17 protein-coding genes are annotated in these 18,598 nt (G+C 61.3%); 14 read left to right on the top strand and 3 right to left on the bottom strand.

Going from position 1 to position 18,598, the window contains the following annotated elements:
- Positions 1-212 precede the first annotated feature (212 nt).
- From greA to JAO85_RS21690, 3 genes are all read left to right on the top strand, one after another.
- Positions 213-689: a transcription elongation factor GreA gene (gene greA / locus JAO85_RS21680; RefSeq protein WP_034392680.1), complete on the top strand. Its 477-nt coding sequence runs from the start codon at positions 213-215 to the stop codon at positions 687-689.
- 121 nt (positions 690-810) lie between these two features.
- The gene (locus JAO85_RS21685) at positions 811-1,230 is read left to right on the top strand and encodes a DUF4149 domain-containing protein (RefSeq protein ID WP_202789005.1); all 420 of its coding nucleotides are present in this window, start codon (positions 811-813) and stop codon (positions 1,228-1,230) included.
- A 46-nt stretch (positions 1,231-1,276) separates the two neighbouring features.
- On the top strand, positions 1,277-2,161 hold the full coding sequence (locus JAO85_RS21690) for a Kdo hydroxylase family protein (protein WP_202789006.1): 885 nt from the start codon (positions 1,277-1,279) through the stop codon (positions 2,159-2,161).
- 84 nt (positions 2,162-2,245) lie between these two features.
- On the opposite strand, the gene JAO85_RS21695 is transcribed toward JAO85_RS21690, so the two are convergent.
- Positions 2,246-3,004 carry a glycosyl transferase gene (locus JAO85_RS21695; RefSeq protein ID WP_012839116.1) on the bottom strand — a complete coding sequence of 253 codons (759 nt, stop codon included), beginning with the start codon at positions 3,002-3,004 and terminating at the stop codon, positions 2,246-2,248.
- 62 nt (positions 3,005-3,066) lie between these two features.
- Entirely contained in the window at positions 3,067-3,537 is a 471-nt protein-coding gene (locus JAO85_RS21700; protein WP_003067342.1) for a YhbY family RNA-binding protein, read from the bottom strand.
- Positions 3,538-3,569: 32 nt separating this feature from the next.
- Between JAO85_RS21700 and JAO85_RS21705 the strand changes: the two genes are divergently transcribed.
- The 5 genes from JAO85_RS21705 to ppk1 all read left to right on the top strand — a co-directional run bounded on the left by JAO85_RS21705 (position 3,570) and on the right by ppk1 (position 11,221).
- Positions 3,570-4,232 carry an RlmE family RNA methyltransferase gene (locus tag JAO85_RS21705; protein WP_003053442.1) on the top strand — a complete coding sequence of 221 codons (663 nt, stop codon included), beginning with the start codon at positions 3,570-3,572 and terminating at the stop codon, positions 4,230-4,232.
- A gap of 246 nt (positions 4,233-4,478) precedes the next feature.
- On the top strand, positions 4,479-6,401 hold the full coding sequence (ftsH, locus tag JAO85_RS21710) for an ATP-dependent zinc metalloprotease FtsH (RefSeq protein ID WP_003067340.1): 1,923 nt from the start codon (positions 4,479-4,481) through the stop codon (positions 6,399-6,401).
- Positions 6,402-6,472: 71 nt separating this feature from the next.
- Positions 6,473-7,321 carry a dihydropteroate synthase gene (gene folP / locus JAO85_RS21715; RefSeq protein WP_003067337.1) on the top strand — a complete coding sequence of 283 codons (849 nt, stop codon included), beginning with the start codon at positions 6,473-6,475 and terminating at the stop codon, positions 7,319-7,321.
- Positions 7,322-7,357: 36 nt separating this feature from the next.
- Entirely contained in the window at positions 7,358-8,692 is a 1,335-nt protein-coding gene (gene glmM, locus JAO85_RS21720; protein WP_003067335.1) for a phosphoglucosamine mutase, read from the top strand.
- Between the two features lie 462 nt (positions 8,693-9,154).
- Positions 9,155-11,221, top strand: coding sequence for a polyphosphate kinase 1 (gene ppk1 / locus JAO85_RS21725; protein ID WP_012839114.1), 2,067 nt, complete (start codon positions 9,155-9,157; stop codon positions 11,219-11,221).
- Positions 11,222-11,401: 180 nt separating this feature from the next.
- Here the strand turns inward: ppk1 and JAO85_RS21730 are convergent, their stop codons facing one another.
- Positions 11,402-12,883, bottom strand: coding sequence for a Ppx/GppA phosphatase family protein (locus tag JAO85_RS21730; RefSeq protein ID WP_034379324.1), 1,482 nt, complete (start codon positions 12,881-12,883; stop codon positions 11,402-11,404).
- 435 nt (positions 12,884-13,318) lie between these two features.
- On the opposite strand from JAO85_RS21730, the gene pstS reads away from it, so the two are divergent.
- The 6 genes from pstS to phoB all read left to right on the top strand — a co-directional run bounded on the left by pstS (position 13,319) and on the right by phoB (position 18,569).
- On the top strand, positions 13,319-14,350 hold the full coding sequence (pstS, locus tag JAO85_RS21735) for a phosphate ABC transporter substrate-binding protein PstS (protein ID WP_012839112.1): 1,032 nt from the start codon (positions 13,319-13,321) through the stop codon (positions 14,348-14,350).
- Between the two features lie 173 nt (positions 14,351-14,523).
- Positions 14,524-15,462 (top strand): phosphate ABC transporter permease PstC, encoded by a 939-nt coding sequence (gene pstC / locus JAO85_RS21740; RefSeq protein WP_034358718.1) that lies wholly within the window; start codon positions 14,524-14,526, stop codon positions 15,460-15,462.
- Entirely contained in the window at positions 15,459-16,349 is an 891-nt protein-coding gene (gene pstA, locus JAO85_RS21745) for a phosphate ABC transporter permease PstA (protein WP_003067325.1), read from the top strand. The genes pstC and pstA overlap by 4 nt, the downstream gene beginning before the upstream one ends.
- A gap of 17 nt (positions 16,350-16,366) precedes the next feature.
- Entirely contained in the window at positions 16,367-17,143 is a 777-nt protein-coding gene (gene pstB, locus JAO85_RS21750) for a phosphate ABC transporter ATP-binding protein PstB (RefSeq protein ID WP_003080251.1), read from the top strand.
- A 10-nt stretch (positions 17,144-17,153) separates the two neighbouring features.
- Entirely contained in the window at positions 17,154-17,855 is a 702-nt protein-coding gene (gene phoU / locus JAO85_RS21755) for a phosphate signaling complex protein PhoU (protein WP_003067322.1), read from the top strand.
- 18 nt (positions 17,856-17,873) lie between these two features.
- Positions 17,874-18,569 carry a phosphate regulon transcriptional regulator PhoB gene (gene phoB, locus JAO85_RS21760; RefSeq protein ID WP_003053455.1) on the top strand — a complete coding sequence of 232 codons (696 nt, stop codon included), beginning with the start codon at positions 17,874-17,876 and terminating at the stop codon, positions 18,567-18,569.
- Positions 18,570-18,598 lie beyond the last annotated feature (29 nt).

Below are 18,598 nucleotides of genomic sequence, written 5' to 3' on the forward strand. Positions count from 1 at the left end.
ACGCCCGAAGCAGCCCGCAAGGGCTGCCGGGTTTTTACCGCACTTGTGCCGCGGCAAACACGGCATAATCTGCGGTAATGTATTTGAACCGCCGCGCGGCAACGTGCGGCGGTTTGCTTTTGGGGCACAGGCCCCTGTTTGACGTTGTCACTCAGGACTGTGCGAGAGGTGCCGCGCTTGGCGCGGCGTTTGCTGAATTTGGAGACTCGATCATGGCCACCATCCCAATCACCAAGCGCGGAGCAGAAAAGCTCAAAGTGGAACTGCAACGCCTGAAGACTGTGGATCGTCCCGCGGTCATTCAAGCCATTGCAGAGGCCCGTGCTCAGGGTGACCTGAGCGAAAACGCCGAATATGAATCCGCGAAGGAGCAGCAGGGCTTCATCGAAGGCCGCATCCTCGAGGTCGAGGGCAAGCTGTCTGCCGCGCAGGTCATCGACCCGACCGAGCTGGATGCCGGCGGTCGCGTGGTGTTCGGCGCGACCGTGGACCTGGAAGATGAAGACAGCGGCTCGCCCGTGACCTACCAGATCGTGGGCGAGGACGAGGCCGATCTCAAGCACGGCCTGATCAATGTGTCCAGCCCCATTGCCCGTGCCCTGATCGGCAAGGAAGAGGGCGATACCGCCGTGGTGCAGGCACCGGGCGGCGAGCGTCGCTATGAAATCGTGGGCGTAAAGTACATCTAATCACCCCTGAGGCGCTGCGCGCCTTCCCCTCTCTCTTCGGGAGGGGACGACATCCTCGCTGCGGGGCGGCCCTTGCTTGATGTCCTTTGCTTGGGCTGTGCCGGTTTACAGACTGGTCACTATGTTTGAACGCCTGCCTTTCTTTTGCGCTGCTCTTTGGTGGGGCAGTTTGTCGGCCATCGGCTTTGTGGCCGTGCCCATGCTGTTTGCCCATCTGCCCGCGCCGGCTCTGGCGGGTTTTATGGCAGCCAAGCTGTTTGCTGCGCAGACTTGGATTTCCATAGCATGTTGCGCTCTGCTGCTGGTGTTTTCAAAGCGAAAACATGCTGAAAAGCTTGAGCAATGGGCGCAGGCAGCTATCGGTTTTGTGATCACCGGCATGTTGCTGGCCCTGCTGGTGCAGTATGGCGTGTCGCCCAAGATCGTGGCGCGCGAGAACCTCAGACTCTGGCACAGCGTGGGCACCGGCATGTATGCGCTGCAGTGGCTGTGCGCCGCCGTCGTGCTGTGGCGTGTGGCGGGTGCTCGCAAGCCGGCTTGATCCAGTGCAAGCCCGCCCCAGCTGCCGGGAGTACACTGCCGAAGCCATGGAATCTCAAATCGTAAAAATCGACGCGACCGACTGGAGCCAGGTCCAGGGGCGCGATGAATGGACTGCTGCCGTCGAAGCCGGCAAGGTGCTGTATTTTCCGCAGCTGAGCTTTCAGCTGACCGAGCAGGAAAAAGCGCTGCTGCGCCCCGATGTGCGCGATCCCAAGACGCGCAATATCAGCCTCAATGTGGATGGCTCGATCAAGGGTGTGGCAGGCGACGAGGCCACGCAGGCCCAGGTGGCGGGCATGGTCAGACGCTTTCGCGAGCAGGCCACGGCGCTGATCGCCGGCCTGTTTCCCGCCTATATGCCGGTGGTGCGCATGGCACCCACCAGCTACCGACCTTCGCAGGTGGAAACGCGGGCGCAGTCCTGGCGTGCCGACGACAAGCGCATGCATGTGGATGCCTTTCCTTCGCGGCCCAACTATGGCGAGCGCATTCTGCGCGTCTTCACCAATGTCAATCCGGATGGCCAGCCCCGGGTCTGGCGTGTGGGCGAGCCTTTCACCGATGTGGCCAAGCGTTTTGTGCCGCGTGCCAAGCCCTACAGCGCCTGGCAGGCCAAGGTGCTGGAGCTGCTGCATGTGACCAAGTCCTATCGCAGCGAATACGACCATTTGATGCTGCAGCTGCATGACGGCATGAAGGGCGATCCCGACTATCAGAAAAATGCTCCCCAGGAAACCGTGCCTTTCGCGGCAGGTTCCACCTGGGTGTGTTTCTCCGATCAGGCAGTGCATGCCGTCATGTCCGGGCAGTACATGCTGGAGCAGACCTTGTTCCTGCCGCCAGGCAGCGAATACAACCCGGCGGCCAGCCCGCTGTCCATTCTCTCGCGCATGAAGGGGCATCCGCTGGTCGATGCCAAATATCGCTGATCCATCGGTCAGGCGAGCACAAAAAAGGCGTTGAACCTCGCGGTCAACGCCTTTTGTTTTTGAGGCTGCAACTGCAGCCGTCCTTCAGCCCCAGGCCTTCTCGATCCACCTGGCTGGCTCAATATGGCGAAAGCGCTTGTTGCGGCGGCCTTCCAGCGCGTCGGGCGGGTTCACTTCGCCGTGGAAGATCACGATGCGCGCATCGGCCGGCGGCACCGGCTCCTTCCAGTAGTTGCTGGGCCAGGTCGGAATGCAGTAGTACTTGAAGCTGGGGCACCAGGCGGCAGGCCAGTAGTCCAGCTTGCCCTGCTTGTGCAGAAAGTGCGACAGATACTCCTGCTCGTTGCGGTACTTGCCGCGCATCTCTTCGGTGTGCGCGCGGAAATGCTCCAGCACATCGGCATGGGCACCCAGCTCGAAGCGGTAGACCGAGGAGTTGCCGACAATGCGTTCGCCAAAGCGCCAGAAACGCGGATAGTCGTGAATGATGCGGAAGTCGCCGGGCAGCGTGAAGAACTCGTCGAGGCTGCCCACAATCACCACGTCCAGGTCCAGGAACAGCGCCTGACCCTTGAGGCCATGCAGGTCGCGCTCGAAGGTGGTGAGCTTCTTCCAGGCGCCGTCACGCTGGCCGGGCGCCAGATGGATGTTCAGGTCGGGGATGGGAAAGCACTCCACTTCGGAGCGAATCCCCTCTGTGCTGTCGGTCAGGCAGACAAAGCGAAAATCTCCGCTGAGATGGCGGCGCACCATGGCATAGAGTCGGTTGACGTACTCCGGGCCGTATTTGGTGCCCCATTTCATGCAAAGAATGTGGCGTTGCTGCTGTGTGGTCTGAACCATGGGTTGGCGGTCTCGGCGAGGAAATAAGGCAATGGGGCGGGCAGACAGGGCGGATCGGCAGATCAGTCCTGACGGCCTTTCTTGACCGACTTCTGCTTGGGCTTGGCGCGCTTGATGGTGCCGCCGGCGGTCAGGCGCTGGTTGCCGAGCACGCGCAGCTGCTTGACTTCGGGCTTCTGGCCGGCGCGGCCGAACTTGAGCACCTTGACGTCGCGAGGACCGGGCATGCGGTCTTCGTCAAAGGCCTTTTCCTTTTCGGGAATAGGGCGCCACAGCACCAGCAGCTTGCCGATGTGCTGGATGGGAGCCGCGTTCAGCTCGTCGCAGAGTTGTTGATAGATCTGCTCGCGGGCTGCACGGTCGTCGCCGAAAACGCGGACCTTGATCAGACCATGGGCATTGAGTGCGGCGTCCACTTCCTTTTGAACGGCAGTGGTCAGACCATCGCCACCGATGAGGACGACGGGGTCCAGATGGTGGGCTTCGGCGCGGTGTTCCCGGCGCTGCGCGGGAGTTAATTCAATTTGGGGCATACCCGTATTATCAAGGCTGCGAGAATTCAGGCATGAAAACGAAAACCAAAAGCAAGAAGGTCAATAAGAATTGGCTGCACGATCACATCAATGACCCCTATGTGAAAGCTGCCCAAAAGGACGGCTATCGTGCGCGCGCGGCCTACAAGCTCAAGGAAATTGACGAGTCGCTCAAGCTGATTCAGCCCGGCCACACCGTGGTGGACCTGGGTTGCGCGCCCGGCGCCTGGAGCCAGTATGTGCGCCGTCGTCTCTCGCCCAGCGGTGCGGCCGTGGGCGAGCTCAACGGCCGCATCATCTCGCTGGACCTGCTGCCCATGGAGCCCATCGAGGGCGTGCATTACATCCAGGGCGACTTTCGTGAAGAGGCGGTGCTGGCGCAGCTTGAAGAGGCAATGGGCGGCGGCAAGGCCGACGTGGTGGTCTCGGACATGGCGCCCAATCTGTCGGGGCATGGTGCCACGGATGGGGCGCGGGTTGCGGTGCTCATCGAGATGGCCGTCGATTTCGCGATCAACAACATGAAGCCCGAGGGCGCGCTGGTGGTCAAGCTTTTCCACGGCAGCGGCTATAACGAGCTGGTGGATCTGTTCAAGCAGACCTTCAAGGTGGTCAAGCCCATCAAGCCCAAGGCATCGCGCGACCGGTCTGCCGAGATTTTCCTGGTGGGGATGGGTCTCAAGCAGGGCTCTTGACGGAGTTGCCGGCTTGCATAGGGGCATTTGACCTCATGCCTTGCTGCAGCAAACCAGTGAAACTGATAGCGCAAAGCCTTGATAAAACACAGGCTTAGGGCAGATTGCCTGCTGGGCCATACCTTGCCTATGGCCGCTATAGGGGGAAATAGGCGTCTTTGGCGCTTGAAACACCTAAAATGAACCTCAACTAGGTCTGGAGTCCCCTCCGGGCCTTTACGTCTGAATATTCCATTGGAGCCCCGCTTGAACAATCAGTGGTTTTCAAAAGTCGCCGTCTGGCTGGTCATCGCCATGGTGCTGTTTACGGTGTTCAAACAGTTTGACACCCGAGGTGCTGGCGGTGCCTCTCATGTTGGCTACTCGGAATTCCTGGAGCAAGTGCGCAACAACCGTATCAAGAGCGCCACCATTCAGGAAGGTGCTGGCGGTACCGAGGTCGTAGCCACCACCACCGATGACCGCAAGATCCGCACTACGGCCACCTACCTCGATCGCGGTCTGGTGGGCGACCTGATCAACAACAACGTCAAGTTCGACGTCAAGCCGCGTGAAGAAGGCTCGCTGCTCATGACGCTGCTCGTGAGCTGGGGCCCCATGCTGCTGTTGATCGGCGTATGGGTGTACTTCATGCGCCAGATGCAGGGTGGCGGCAAGGGCGGCGCCTTCAGCTTCGGCAAGTCCAAGGCGCGCATGCTCGACGAGAACAGCAATACCGTCACCTTTGCCGACGTGGCTGGTGCCGATGAGGCCAAGGAAGAAGTCAAGGAAGTCGTGGACTTCCTCAAGGACCCCAACAAGTTCCAGAAGCTCGGCGGCCGCATTCCCCGCGGTCTGCTGCTGGTCGGCCCTCCCGGTACCGGCAAGACGCTGCTGGCCAAGTCCATCGCGGGCGAAGCCAAGGTGCCTTTCTTCTCGATCTCGGGTTCCGATTTCGTTGAAATGTTCGTCGGCGTGGGTGCGGCCCGCGTGCGCGACATGTTCGAGAACGCCAAGAAGAATGCGCCTTGCATCATCTTCATCGACGAAATCGACGCCGTCGGTCGCCAGCGCGGTGCCGGCATGGGCGGCGGCAACGACGAGCGCGAGCAGACACTGAACCAGATGCTGGTCGAGATGGACGGTTTCGAGACCAACCTCGGTGTGATCGTGGTGGCTGCAACCAACCGCCCCGACATTCTGGATGCGGCCTTGCTGCGCCCCGGTCGTTTCGACCGTCAGGTCTATGTGACGCTGCCCGATATCCGCGGCCGCGAGCAGATCCTGAACGTGCACATGCGCAAGATTCCCGTGGGCCAGGACGTGAACCCCGCCATCATTGCGCGCGGCACGCCCGGCATGTCGGGCGCCGATCTGGCCAACCTCTGCAACGAAGCTGCGCTGATGGCGGCACGCCGCAATGCGCGCACCGTGGAGATGCAGGACTTCGAGAAGGCCAAGGACAAGATCATCATGGGCCCCGAGCGCAAGACCATGGTCATGCCCGAGGAAGAGCGCCGCAACACGGCCTACCATGAAGCCGGCCATGCCCTCATCGGCAAGCTGCTGCCCAAGTGCGATCCCGTGCACAAGGTCACCATCATCCCGCGCGGCCGTGCGCTGGGCGTGACCATGAGCCTGCCCGAGAAGGACCGCTACTCCTATGACAAGGAGTACATGCTCAACCAGATCGCCATGCTGTTTGGTGGCCGTATCGCCGAAGAAGTCTTCATGAACCAGATGACGACTGGTGCGTCCAACGACTTCGAGCGCGCGACCCAGATCGCCCGTGACATGGTGACGCGCTACGGCATGAGCGATGCCCTGGGCACCATGGTCTATTCCGAGCAGGAAGGCGAACCTTTCCTGGGCCGTACCTTCAGCCGTGGCTCCAATCTGTCCGAGTCCACCATGCAGAAGGTGGACGACGAAGTGCGTCGCATCATCGACGAGCAATATGCTCTGGCGCGCAAGCTGATCGAAGACAACAGCGACAAGATGCATGCCATGGCCAAGGCCATGCTGGACTGGGAGACGATTGACGCCGAGCAGCTCAACGACATCATGGCAGGCAAGGAGCCTCGTCCTCCCAAGGACTGGACGCCTCGCAACCCACCCTCGTCGGATGGTGGCAATTCCTCGGGAGGCAATCCCGCATCGAATGCCGAGCCCTCGCCGACTACGGCTTGAGCGCCAAGCCTCACACACAAAAGGTCCCTCAGGGGCCTTTTGTTTTTGCACTCTCAGATATCGGAAGATTTATGTCGCAACAGTGGCAAACCTCGCGTTTTCTCTTGCAGCTCGACAAGCCTCAGGTCATGGGCATCGTGAATGTGACCCCGGATTCCTTTTCGGACGGAGGCAGGCATGCCGGTGTATCCCAGGCCATGGCCCATGCGGAGCTGCTTCTGGAGCAAGGGGCGCATATTCTGGATATAGGTGGCGAGTCCACCAGGCCGGGGTCGCCCGCTGTGAGTCTCGAAGACGAGCTGGCTCGCGTTCTGCCCGTGCTGCGTGAAGCCGTCAAGCTCAACGTGCCCATCTCCATCGATACCTACAAGCCCGAAGTCATGGCCGCGTCTCTGGATCTGGGGGCGGACATCATCAACGACATCTGGGCGCTGCGCCAGCCCGGTGCCTTCGAGGTGGTGAGCAGGCACGCCAGCTGTGGCGTGTGCCTGATGCATATGCACAAGACCCCGCAAGACATGCACCTGGAGCATATGCAGGGCGATGCCGTGGCTCAAGTTCGGGACTTTCTGCTGCAGGTGACTCAGCCTTTGCTCGATGCAGGCGTTGCTCGCTCCCGCATCGCCTGGGATTACGGTATTGGTTTCGGCAAGAGCGTGGTACAAAATTTTGCCTTGCTTGCACATCAGCGTGAGCTGCTGGGCCTAGACTTCCCCTTGCTGGCGGGTTGGTCGCGCAAGGGCTCGCTGGGGCAGGTGACCGGCCTGCCTGTGGATCAGCGCATGGTGCCCAGCGTCGCGGCGGCATTGCTGGCGGTCGAGCGTGGGGCCAAAATTGTGCGTGTCCACGATGTGAAGGATACGGTGGCTGCGCTGGCAGTCTGGCAGGCCATGCATGATGCGCAAGCGCTGCAGGCCTGATGACAGAGTATTGAATCTAAAAAGGACAACGAGAATATGGCACGACAGTATTTCGGCACCGACGGGATTCGCGGCACGGTGGGCAAGTCGCCAATCACGCCTGACTTTGCCCTGCGCCTGGCGCATGCCGTGGGGCGCGTGTTGCGTCGCACGCAAGAGCGCCCTCTGGTGCTGATCGGCAAGGACACCCGTATCTCTGGCTACATGCTGGAGAGCGCGCTCGAGTCGGGCTTCAACTCTGCCGGTGTCGATGTCATGTTGCTTGGCCCCTTGCCGACACCGGGCGTGGCCTATCTGACGCGTGCCCAGCGCGCCAGCCTGGGGGTGGTGATCAGCGCCAGCCACAACCCGTTTTATGACAACGGCATCAAGTTCTTCAGTGCCGAGGGCACCAAGCTGCCTGATTCCTGGGAAGAGGATGTGGAGGCCGCTCTCAAGGAAGACCCCGTCTGGGTGGATTCAGCCTCTTTGGGCAAGGCGCGACGTCTGGCCGATGCCGCCGGCCGTTATATCGAGTTCTGCAAAAGCACTTTCGATCACAGCCTGTCGTTGCGGGGCCTGAAGATCGTAGTGGATGCGGCCCATGGCGCGGCCTATCAGATTGCTCCCAAGGTCTTTCACGAGCTGGGTGCCAATGTGGTGGAAATCGGCTGCTCCCCGGACGGCCTGAACATCAACGAGGGAGTTGGCGCGACCCATCCCGAAGCGCTGGTGAGGGCGGTGCGTGCCAACAATGCCGACTATGGCGTGGCGCTGGACGGCGATGCCGACCGTCTGCAACTGGTCGATGCGCAAGGCCGTCTCTACAACGGCGACGAGTTGCTCTATCTCATGGCGGCCGATCGTCTGGCTCGCGGCGACGTAGTCAGCGGTGTGGCGGGAACCCTGATGACCAATATGGCGGTGGAGCAGGCGCTCAAGGAGCAGGGCGTGGGTTTTGTCCGTGCCAAGGTGGGAGACCGCTATGTTCTGGAGGCGCTCAATGCCAAGGGCTGGCAGCTGGGCGGCGAAAGCTCGGGCCACCTGCTGGCGCTGGACAAGCACACGACCGGTGACGGCCTGGTCAGTGCACTGCAGGTGCTGCAAGCCTGCGTGCGCTCGAAGAAGACCATTGCCCAGTGGCTGGAGTCCGTGAAGCTGTTCCCCCAGGTCATGATCAATGTGCGCTTGCAGCCTGGCCAGGACTGGAAGAGCAACGCCAAGCTGCCTGGTGAGCAGGCAGCGGTCGAAAAGCTGCTGGGCAGCGACGGCCGTGTGCTGATCCGTCCCAGCGGTACCGAGCCCCTGGTGCGAGTCATGGTCGAGGCCAGGAGTGCGGACATGGCCAGCAACTGTGCCGAGCGTCTGGCCGAGGTGGTCAGGGCCAGCTGAAGCTGCGCAAACCCTGATGACTGTCATGAACAACGATGACAGTCATCTTTTGGTCATCTAATTGTCATAAACCATGGGCAGACTGCGGACATGCCCTCAGGGGCGCTTCAAGCTTTCGCAGGCTGCTGCCACATGTCCCAATCCGTATCTGGTTCCGACTCTTTTTTTTCCACTTCCATCACTTCATCTTCAGGGCAGGATCCGGTTGCAGTTTCCCCAGTGACCTCGCAGACCGATAGTCAGGCGCATGAGGCGGGACCCGCATCCCTGGGTCTGGCGCATATCTCGCTTGTGCCTCCCGTCACGACGGCGGTCGACAACTGCGCGAGCGAACCGGCTGCAGTTGCGCAAGCCGGGGCGGCCGGGCACCATGGTGTGCCCGGTGCCGTTTCTGACGCAGCGACACCGGCCCCTGCAAAAGCGCCGCGCCGACGCCGAGCGGCGTCCAAGAACGAGGTAGCCATGCCGCCTGTGATCGAGCCGACTCTGGAGCTGCTGGACCGCGATCAAAGCATTCTGGTCTTCAATGAGCGCGTGCTGAACTGGGCCGAGCGCGAGGATGTGCCGCTGCTCGAGCGCCTGCGCTATCTGTGCATCGTGTCTTCCAATCTCGACGAGTGGTTCGAGGTGCGCTGTGCACCTCATGTCTCGGCCGCCAAGGTCGGTGATGAACAGGGGCCTTACTCGCGCGCCAGCTTCGAGCGACTGATGACCACGGCCCACGGCCTGGTGGCCAAGCAGTACCAGCTCTATAACCAGTCCATCATTCCCGCGTTCGACAAGCATGCGATTCGCCTGGTTTCTCACGGCGAGCGTAGCGTGGCGCAGCGCAAATGGGTGCGCGAGTACTTCATGCGCGAGGTGCAGCCCCTGCTGATGCCGGTGGGGCTCGATCCGTCGCATCCCTTCCCGCAGGTCGCCAACAAGGCCTTGAATTTCATCGTGCGCCTCAATGGCGTGGATGCCTTCGGGAGGGCCAATGAAGTGGCCATCGTCAAGGTGCCGCGTGCCTTGCCGCGCCTGATCCGTCTGCCCGAGAAGATCTCGGGCAAGCAAAAGCTGTTTGTCAGCATCTCCAGCGTGGTGCGTGCCCATCTGGCCGAGCTGTTCCCGGGGCGCGAAGTGTCGGAGTTCTCGCAGTTCCGTGTCACCCGCCACTCCGATCTGGCCGTGGACGAAGACGATGTGGTGGATCTGCGCATGGCCCTGCGCCAGGGCCTGCACCACCGTCACTACGGTCAGGCCGTGCGTCTGGAGGTGTCCTCGTCCTGCTCTGTGGTGCTCTCTGACCTGCTGCTGGAGCAATACGGCCTGCCGGCCGAGGCGCTGTTCCGCGTCAAGGGGCCGGTGAATCTGGTGCGCCAGATGCAGCTGATCGATCTGGTCGACGACCCGGCCCTGCTGTTTCCCAAGTGGAAGCCGGCCTGGCCCACGCAGCTCGTGCCAGGCCGATCCATCCTGGCGCAGATGCGCAAGAGCGACATCATCATCCATCAGCCCTTCGAGAGTTTCGATGGCGTGCTGGAGTTGCTGCGCGAGGCCGTGAACGATCCGCAGGTGCTGGCCATCAAGCAGACCATCTACCGCACGGGCACCGACTCCGAGATCATGAGCCTGCTGGCCGAGGCCGTGAGCCGCGGCAAGGAGGTGCTGGCCGTGCTGGAGCTCAAGGCGCGCTTTGACGAAGAGGCCAATATCAACTGGGCGGAAAAGCTGGAGTCGCTGGGCGTGCAGGTGGTGTACGGCGTGGTCGGCCTCAAGACCCATGCCAAGATGCTGCTCATCACGCGCCGTGAAAAGCGCAACAACCAGCTCAAGCGCTATGCCCATCTGTCCACGGGCAACTACAACGCCCGCAGCGCGCGCCTTTACACCGACATCAGCCAGCTGACCTGCGATGACGAGATCACGGCCGATATGGATGCGGTATTTCGCCACCTGTCCAGCCATAACACCATGCCCAAGCTGCAAAAGCTGGTCATGGCGCCGTTCCATCTGCAAAACCGCATGTTGGAGCTGATCGGCCTGGTGGCCGCCGCAGCGGCGCGGGGCGAGAAGGCACGCATGGTGCTCAAGATGAATGCGCTGACCGACGAGCCCCTGATTCGCGCCCTGGTCGAGGCCGGCCGCAAGGGCGCACAGATCGATCTCATCGTGCGCGGCTCATGCATGCTGCCGGCGCAGCGCCCGGGCGTGACGGACAATATCCGCGTGCGCTCCATCATCGGCCGTTTTCTGGAGCATTCACGCGTCTTCTACTTTGCCTGGGGCCAGGAAGAAGAGCTGCTGCTGTCCAGTGCCGACTGGATGAATCGCAATATGCTCAGCCGCGTGGAGCTGGCCTGGCCGGTGCTTGACAAAAAGCTGCGCCAGCGTGTGATCGACGAGTGCCTGGTGGCCTATCTGGGCGACGACCGCGATGCCTGGACGCTGGATGCCTCGGGCGTTTACCAAAAGCCCGCGCGTCCGCTGGAGGGCAAGGGCGCCCAACAGGCCCTGATGGTGCGCTATGGTGGCAAGAGCGTTTGAATACTCTGAAAAGAGGAGCTTCTTGCGCCTGATATGCAATGTTTTCAGATATTTTTAGTATTGAAATCAATGTTTGACAGGTGCTTGCAGCTATCTTTTTGAAGGGCTCTGCAGAGCAAAAAAGGGACTGCCGCGCAGTCCCTTTGCCTTTTGCAGACCGCAGCGGCCTGGCAGGTGATATCAGCGCAGCTGCAGCTTGAGGCTCCAGGGCGTCTTGCTCCAGGCCATGGCTTCCTCCTCGAGCAGGCGGGCGGATTGCGGGTAGGTCAGCATCCAGCCCGAGGGTGTGGAGAGCTTGCATTCCGAGCCCGAACGCTTGATCTGCATGCCCTGCATGTCAGGGTCGCGGCGGGTATGGCTCAACTGCACGGCAATGCGAAGTGCCATCAGCGGCAGGGCCAGCTGCGGCTCTTCGATGGCGTCCTCCAGCTTGCGCAGCTTGCCCTGGTGACCCAGCACCAGCTGGCAGATGCGCTGGCGCAGCTCGGGCTCCCAGGTGGCCAGACCGCAATGCTCGACAATGTAGGCGCCGTGGCGGTGATAGTCGCTCAGGGCCACGCGCATGCCCACCTCGTGCAGCTGCGCGGCAATGGCCAGGGCCTGAGTGCTCAGCGGCGCGGTTTCTGCGGGCAGGATTTGCTGGCACAGCTGGGTGGCAATGCGCTGAACGCGCTGGGCATGGGGTACGTCCACGCCAAAGTCCAGTTGCAGTGCGCCGACTTCCGCGGCTTCCTTGTCGGCAGGGGGCTCATGGTCGAGCAGGTCGTGCAAAGCTCCCTGGCGCAGTGCGCCCTGTGCGACTTCCAGCTCGGTAATGCCCAGCAGGTCGACCACGGCCATCATCACGCTGATGCCGCCAGCGACCACCGGGCGGCGATCTTCCTTGAGGCCCGGCATGCGCAGGCGCTCCACATGACCGATGTCCAGCAGCAGCTCGTAGAGGTAGCGCAGCTTGGCGGGCGTGATCACCTGCCCGTCCAGGCCCTGGGCCGTGAGAGCGTCCGCCACGGCGTTGGCCGTGCCGGAGGAGGCATAGGCGCAGTCCCAGGCCGTGCCCGGGTAGGCGAACTGGGCCTGGGTCAGGCATTGCTTGGCGGCGGCAACGGCGGCCTGGAAGTTGGCCTTGTTCAGTGCGCCGTCGCTGAAGAAGCGGCTGCTCCAGGAGACGCTGCCCAGTGCGAACGATGCCACTTGCAGAGGCTGGCTGTGCTGGCCGATGATGATTTCGGTGGAGCGTCCGCCAATGTCGATGACCAGGCGTTTTTGCTGGCTGGGCGGCAGCGAACTGGCCACGCCGCGATAGATCAGCCGGGCTTCCTCCTCGCCGGCAATGACTTCGATGGGAAAGCCCAGCAACTGGCTTCCACGCGTCACGAATTCTTCGGCATTCAGTGCCTCGCGCAGGGTCTGGGTGGCTACAGCGCGGACATGCGAGGCATCAAAGCCCCTGAGGCGCTCGCCAAAGCGAGCCAGGCACTCCCAGCCGCGCTCCATGGCTTCGCGGGAGAGTTCCTGGCGCGAGTTCAGGCCATTGCCCTGGCGCACGGTTTCCTTGAGGTATTCCACACGCTCGATGCGTTGATGCGAGCCGATGCGGCCTATTTCAAGGCGAAAACTGTTGGAGCCAAGGTCTACGGCGGCAAGCAGCGATTCAGGAGCCATTTCTGAGCCAATCAATGCGTTGTTGTTATGCGGGTTGGGGCACGGGCAGAGCATGAGCGTGATGGAACAGGCGACACATGCACCGGGCAGTGGAATATGCAATACGGGCCGTCATCGAGCTTGCGGGGCGTGGGGTTCAACCTCTGCCAAGTCAGGTATTTGCAGGTATTTGCCGGGTTGGGCCGCCGGAGTGCGCTCACGCTGTGTGACAGACTATGTCATACATTGCCGGTGATCAGACTCCAGCCTTGCGACAAGCTGTTACCCGGGTCTGCGGGTCAAGGCTCAGCAGTTTGCGAATGAAATATGACACTCGCATGACCGCTTTGGAGCTCTTTCACTCGGTTGCGCCTTGAAATTTTCGTGTCACGACCTTGTCATAAAAGGTTTTTAAAGTTCACTCCATCGAATCTTTCAACCCTAAGAGGTCGTTTCATGAAGTTGTCCTTGATTCACGTTCTGGTGGCTGGTGCTCTGTCTGCAGCGGGTATTGCCAACGCCAGCCAGGAAGCCACAGGTGCCGGTGCGAGCTTCCCGGCTCCTCTGTATTCCAAGTGGGCTGCCGACTATCACAAGGCCACCGGCGTCAAGATTAACTATCAGTCCGTGGGTTCCAGCGCCGGTGTCAAGCAGATCGAAGCCAAGACCGTGGACTTCGGTGCTTCCGATGAACCCCTGAAGGATGACGAACTGGCCAAGAAGGGCCTGGTTCAGTTCCCCACCGTGATCGGCGGCATTGTTCCCGTGGTCAACATCAAGGGCGTGGCTCCCGGCCAGCTGAAGCTGTCGGGCCAGGTGCTGGGCGATATCTACCTGGGCAAGATCTCCAAGTGGAATGACCCCGCCATCACGGCACTGAACCCCGGTGTGGCGCTGCCTGACGCCGCTATCGCTCCCGTGCGCCGCGCTGACGGCTCCGGCACCACCTTCGGCTTCACCAACTACCTCTCCAAGGTCAATGCCGAGTGGAAGGAAAAAGTGGGCGAGGGCAAGGCCGTGAACTGGCCCACCGGTGCCGGCGGCAAGGGTAATGAAGGCGTTGCCGCCTTCGTGGGTCGCCTGCCCAACTCCATCGGCTATGTCGAGTACGCCTATGTGAAGCAGAACAAGCTGACCTACACACAGCTGCAGAACAAGGAAGGCACTTTTGTCTCTCCTGACGACGAGACTTTCAAGGCGGCTGCTGCTGGCGCTGACTGGGCCAAGAGCTTCTACCAGATTCTGACCAACCAGCCCGGCAAGAACGCCTGGCCCATCACCTCGGCAACCTTCATCCTGATGCACAAGACTCAGGAAAAGCCTGCTCAGGCCGCCACCTCGCTGAAGTTCTTCGACTGGGCTTACAAGCAAGGTGACAAGACTGCCGCAGACCTGGACTATGTGCCCATGCCCGACGCTGTCAAGAACGTGATCTACAAGTCCTGGAACGACATCAAGGACGCTTCGGGCAAGGTTGTTTCCAAGTAATTTCGTGTCATCAGTGAGCAGCGGGCTGCCGTGCCGGACGGTATGTTCGCTGCTTGTTTCAACCCTTTGCGAATAAAGGCGCTCACGTGTCCACTACGTCGCCCTCCAGTTCGCTGGCTGCAGCCCCCACCGATGCCGCCAAGCGACGCTCTCCTTCTCCGCCACGTGCTCCGATGATCTCGGGACGTATGGCGGATCGTTTGTTTGGTGGCCTGGCACGCAGCGCAGCAATTTTGACGCTGGTGCTGCTGTTGGCCATCATGGTTTCGCTGATTTTCGGCGCCTGGCCCGCCATCTCCGAATATGGTCTGAGCTTTCTGACCAGCAGTGTCTGGGACCCCGTGCAGGATCAATACGGCGGTCTGGTCATGATTTACGGCACGCTGGCCACTTCGGCCATCGCGCTCATCATTGCAGTGCCCGTGAGCTTCGGCATTGCCCTGTTTCTGACGGAACTCTCGCCCGCCTGGCTCAAGCGCCCTCTGGGCACTGCCATCGAGTTGCTGGCCGCAGTTCCCTCCATTGTTTACGGCATGTGGGGCCTGATGGTGTTCGGCCCCGTGCTGGCCACCTATGTGCAGCAGCCCCTGCAGAACCTGCTGACCGGTGTGCCCTATCTGGGCGCTTTTGTTTCCGGCCCTCCCGTGGGTATCGGTATTTTGTCGGCCGGCATCATTCTGGCCATCATGATCATCCCCTTCATCGCCTCCGTGATGCGCGATGTGTTCGAAGTCACGCCGGCGCTGCTCAAGGAGTCGGCCTACGGTCTGGGCTCCACGACCTGGGAAGTGGTCTGGAAAGTGGTGCTGCCCTATACCAAGACCGGCGTGCTGGGCGGTGTCATGCTGGGCCTGGGCCGCGCACTGGGCGAGACCATGGCCGTGACCTTTGTGATCGGCAACATGAACCAGCTCAATTCCCTGTCCGTGTTCGAGGCCGCGAACAGCATCACTTCGGCGCTGGCCAATGAGTTTGCCGAAGCGGGCGAGGGCCTGCATCAGGCCTCGCTGATCTATCTGGGTCTGGTGCTGTTCTTCATCACCTTCGTGGTGCTGGCCTGCTCCAAGCTGCTGCTCAACCGTCTGCAGAAGAACGAAGGAGCTCGCTCATGAGCCCGACCTCCACCTCCACCAAAATGCTCGACGCAGCCGATCTGGCTGCGGTGCGTCAGGCCAAGTACAACAAGCGCAAGCGCCTGAATCAGGTCGCGCTGACCCTGTCCATGGCCGCCATGCTGTTTGGCGTGTTCTGGCTGGTCTGGATTCTCTGGGAAACCATTCGCCAGGGCCTGGGCGGTCTGAACTTCGCACTGTTCTCGCAGATGACGCCTCCTCCCAACGAGGAGGGCGGTATTGCCAATGCCATCTGGGGCTCGCTGATGATGGTGGCGCTGGCCACTTTCGTGGGCACGCCTATCGGCGTGATGGCCGGGGTCTATCTGGCCGAGTACGACAAAAAGGGCTGGCTGGCTTCCACCACCCGCTTCGTCAACGACATTCTGCTGTCGGCACCCTCCATCGTCATCGGTCTGTTTGTCTATACCGTGGTGGTGGTGCGCTTCAAGAGCTTCTCCGGCATGGCCGGCGTGATCGCGCTGGCGCTGATCGTGATTCCCGTGGTCATCCGCACCACGGAAAACATGCTGGTGCTGGTTCCCGCCAGCCTGCGTGAAGCAGCTTATGCGCTGGGTACGCCCAAGTGGAAGGTCATCATCATGGTGACCTTGCGCGCAGCCCGCGCCGGCGTGATTACCGGTGTGCTGCTGGCAGTGGCTCGTATTGCTGGCGAGACCGCTCCGCTGCTGTTCACGGCGCTGAACAACCAGTTCTGGAATGCCGACATGAGCAAGCCCATGGCCAGCCTGCCGGTCACCATCTTCAAATTTGCCATGAGCCCGTATGAGAACTGGCAGCAACTGGCCTGGGCCGGTGTCTTCCTCATCACTGTGGCTGTGCTGGGTCTGAATATCCTGGCGCGTTTCATCACCCGCCAGAAATAATTCGAAAGTTCAAGATCATGACTGCAACCACTGCTCCCGCCAACATCAAGCTGGCCGTGCGCGACCTGAACTTCTACTACGGCAAGTTTCACGCGCTGAAGAACATCAATCTCGATATTCCCGAGAAGAAGGTCACGGCCTTCATCGGCCCCTCGGGCTGCGGCAAGTCCACGCTGCTGCGCACCTTCAACCGCATGTTCGAGCTCTATCCCGAGCAGCGCGCCGAAGGTCAGATCATGCTGGACGGCGACAATCTGCTGACCAGCAAGCAGGATGTGGCACTGATTCGTGCCAAGGTCGGCATGGTGTTCCAGAAGCCCACGCCGTTCCCCATGTCCATTTATGACAACATCGCTTTCGGCGTGAAGCTGTTCGAGAATCTCAACGCCTCGGACATGGACGACCGCGTGGAGTGGGCGCTGCGCAAGGCAGCACTGTGGAACGAAGTCAAGGACAAGCTGCAGCAAAGCGGCTCGGGTCTGTCGGGCGGTCAGCAGCAGCGTCTGTGCATCGCTCGCGGCATTGCCATCAAGCCCGAAGTGCTGTTGCTGGACGAGCCCTGCTCGGCGCTGGACCCCATCTCCACGGCCAAGATCGAGGAGCTGATTGCGGAGCTGAAGAACGACTACACCGTGGTCATCGTGACACACAACATGCAGCAGGCCGCCCGTTGCAGCGACTACACGGCCTATATGTATCTGGGGGATCTGGTGGAGTTTGGCGACACCGAAAAAATGTTCTTCAAGCCCCAGCGCAAGGAAACGGAAGACTACATCACAGGCCGCTTCGGCTAAGGACTTAAAAATGACAGAAAAACATTTGTCCACGCAGTTCGACTCCGAACTCAATCGTGTCTCGGCACGCGTCATGGAGCTGGGCGGTCTGGTCGAGTCGCAGATCAGCAATGCCGTCTATGCACTGACCAGCTTCAGCACCGAAGCGGTTGAGCAGGTCATCAGCACCGAGCAGCGCGTCAATGCCATGGAGGTCGAGATCGACCATGAGCTGTCGTCCATCATTGCGCGCCGCCAACCCACGGCTCGCGACCTGCGCCTGCTGATCGCCTTCTCCAAGGCCACGGCCAATCTGGAGCGCATGGGCGACGAAGCCTGCAAGATGGCCCGTATGGTCAAGTCCATCATCGAAAGCGGCGCTGCCCGTTCGCTGCCCAGCGGCGAGTTGCGCATGGCTGCACAGATGGCCTCCGAGCTGCTGCGCAAGACCCTGGATGCCTTCGCCCGACTGGACACCAAGGCGGCAGTGGCCATCTTGCGTGAAGACGACCTGATCGACGAAGAGTTCGACGGCTTTGTGCGCAAGCTCATCACCTACATGATGGAAGATCCGCGCACCATCTCCGCCAGCCTGGACCTGCTGTTCCTGGCCAAGGCCATCGAGCGTATCGGCGACCACTCCAAGAACGTGGCCGAGCTGATCATCTACCTGGTCGAGGGCAAGGATGTGCGCCATCAGACCATGGCTGAAATCGAATCTGCGGTGTTGTAAGACGGAGGCTACTCAGGGATGAAGAAGATGCCCATGGTCCTCATCGTGGAGGACGAACCTGCGATTGCAGAGTTGATCGCGGTCAATTTGAGGCATAACGGCTTCCAGCCCGTCTGGGCGGAAGACGGTGTTTCGGCGCAGCGCGAGCTTGATGCCGTGCTGCCCGACGTGATTTTGCTCGACTGGATGCTGCCCGGGGCCAGCGGTCTGTCTCTGGCCCGCAAATGGCGTGCCGACAGCCGCACCAAGGCCGTGCCCATTCTCATGCTGACGGCGCGTGGCGACGAGCCCGACAAGGTGGCGGGCCTGGATGCCGGTGCGGATGACTACATCACCAAGCCTTTCTCCACCCAGGAGCTGCTGGCCCGCATTCGTGCCGTGCTGCGCCGTCGTGCGCCTGAGCAGGTGCAGGACAAGGTCAGCATTGGCGAGCTGGTGCTGGATGCTGCGGCCCACCGCGTGAGCTGGCAGGGCGATCTGCTCAAGATCGGTCCCACCGAGTTCAAGCTGCTCAACTATCTGATGAAGCACCCCGAGCGTGTGCACAGCCGTGCGCAGTTGCTCGACAAGGTCTGGGGCGATCATGTCTTCATTGAGGAGCGCACCGTGGACGTGCACGTCAAGCGCTTGCGAGAATCGCTGGGTGTGGCGGGTGTTCTGATTGAGACCGTGCGCGGCGCGGGCTACCGTTTCAGCGCCCAGGCCATGGCCTGACAGCACTTCCCCCCGAACCTCGGCCCGGC

Origin of the sequence: Comamonas sp. NyZ500 (assembly GCF_016772095.1) — a bacterium.
GTDB lineage: Bacteria > Pseudomonadota > Gammaproteobacteria > Burkholderiales > Burkholderiaceae_C > Comamonas > Comamonas thiooxydans.

Bases quoted from the DNA above. Each gene is read 5' to 3' on its own strand.
- greA (WP_034392680.1), top strand. From the start codon at position 213: ATGGCCACCATCCCAATCACCAAGCGCGGAGCAGAAAAGCTCAAAGTG.
- JAO85_RS21685 (WP_202789005.1), top strand. From the start codon at position 811: ATGTTTGAACGCCTGCCTTTCTTTTGCGCTGCTCTTTGGTGGGGCAGT.
- JAO85_RS21690 (WP_202789006.1), top strand. From the start codon at position 1,277: ATGGAATCTCAAATCGTAAAAATCGACGCGACCGACTGGAGCCAGGTC.
- JAO85_RS21695 (WP_012839116.1), bottom strand. From the start codon at position 3,004: ATGGTTCAGACCACACAGCAGCAACGCCACATTCTTTGCATGAAATGG.
- JAO85_RS21700 (WP_003067342.1), bottom strand. From the start codon at position 3,537: ATGCCCCAAATTGAATTAACTCCCGCGCAGCGCCGGGAACACCGCGCC.
- JAO85_RS21705 (WP_003053442.1), top strand. From the start codon at position 3,570: ATGAAAACGAAAACCAAAAGCAAGAAGGTCAATAAGAATTGGCTGCAC.
- folP (WP_003067337.1), top strand. From the start codon at position 6,473: ATGTCGCAACAGTGGCAAACCTCGCGTTTTCTCTTGCAGCTCGACAAG.
- glmM (WP_003067335.1), top strand. From the start codon at position 7,358: ATGGCACGACAGTATTTCGGCACCGACGGGATTCGCGGCACGGTGGGC.
- ppk1 (WP_012839114.1), top strand. From the start codon at position 9,155: ATGCCGCCTGTGATCGAGCCGACTCTGGAGCTGCTGGACCGCGATCAA.
- JAO85_RS21730 (WP_034379324.1), bottom strand. From the start codon at position 12,883: ATGGCTCCTGAATCGCTGCTTGCCGCCGTAGACCTTGGCTCCAACAGT.
- pstS (WP_012839112.1), top strand. From the start codon at position 13,319: ATGAAGTTGTCCTTGATTCACGTTCTGGTGGCTGGTGCTCTGTCTGCA.
- pstC (WP_034358718.1), top strand. From the start codon at position 14,524: ATGATCTCGGGACGTATGGCGGATCGTTTGTTTGGTGGCCTGGCACGC.
- pstA (WP_003067325.1), top strand. From the start codon at position 15,459: ATGAGCCCGACCTCCACCTCCACCAAAATGCTCGACGCAGCCGATCTG.
- pstB (WP_003080251.1), top strand. From the start codon at position 16,367: ATGACTGCAACCACTGCTCCCGCCAACATCAAGCTGGCCGTGCGCGAC.
- phoU (WP_003067322.1), top strand. From the start codon at position 17,154: ATGACAGAAAAACATTTGTCCACGCAGTTCGACTCCGAACTCAATCGT.
- phoB (WP_003053455.1), top strand. From the start codon at position 17,874: ATGAAGAAGATGCCCATGGTCCTCATCGTGGAGGACGAACCTGCGATT.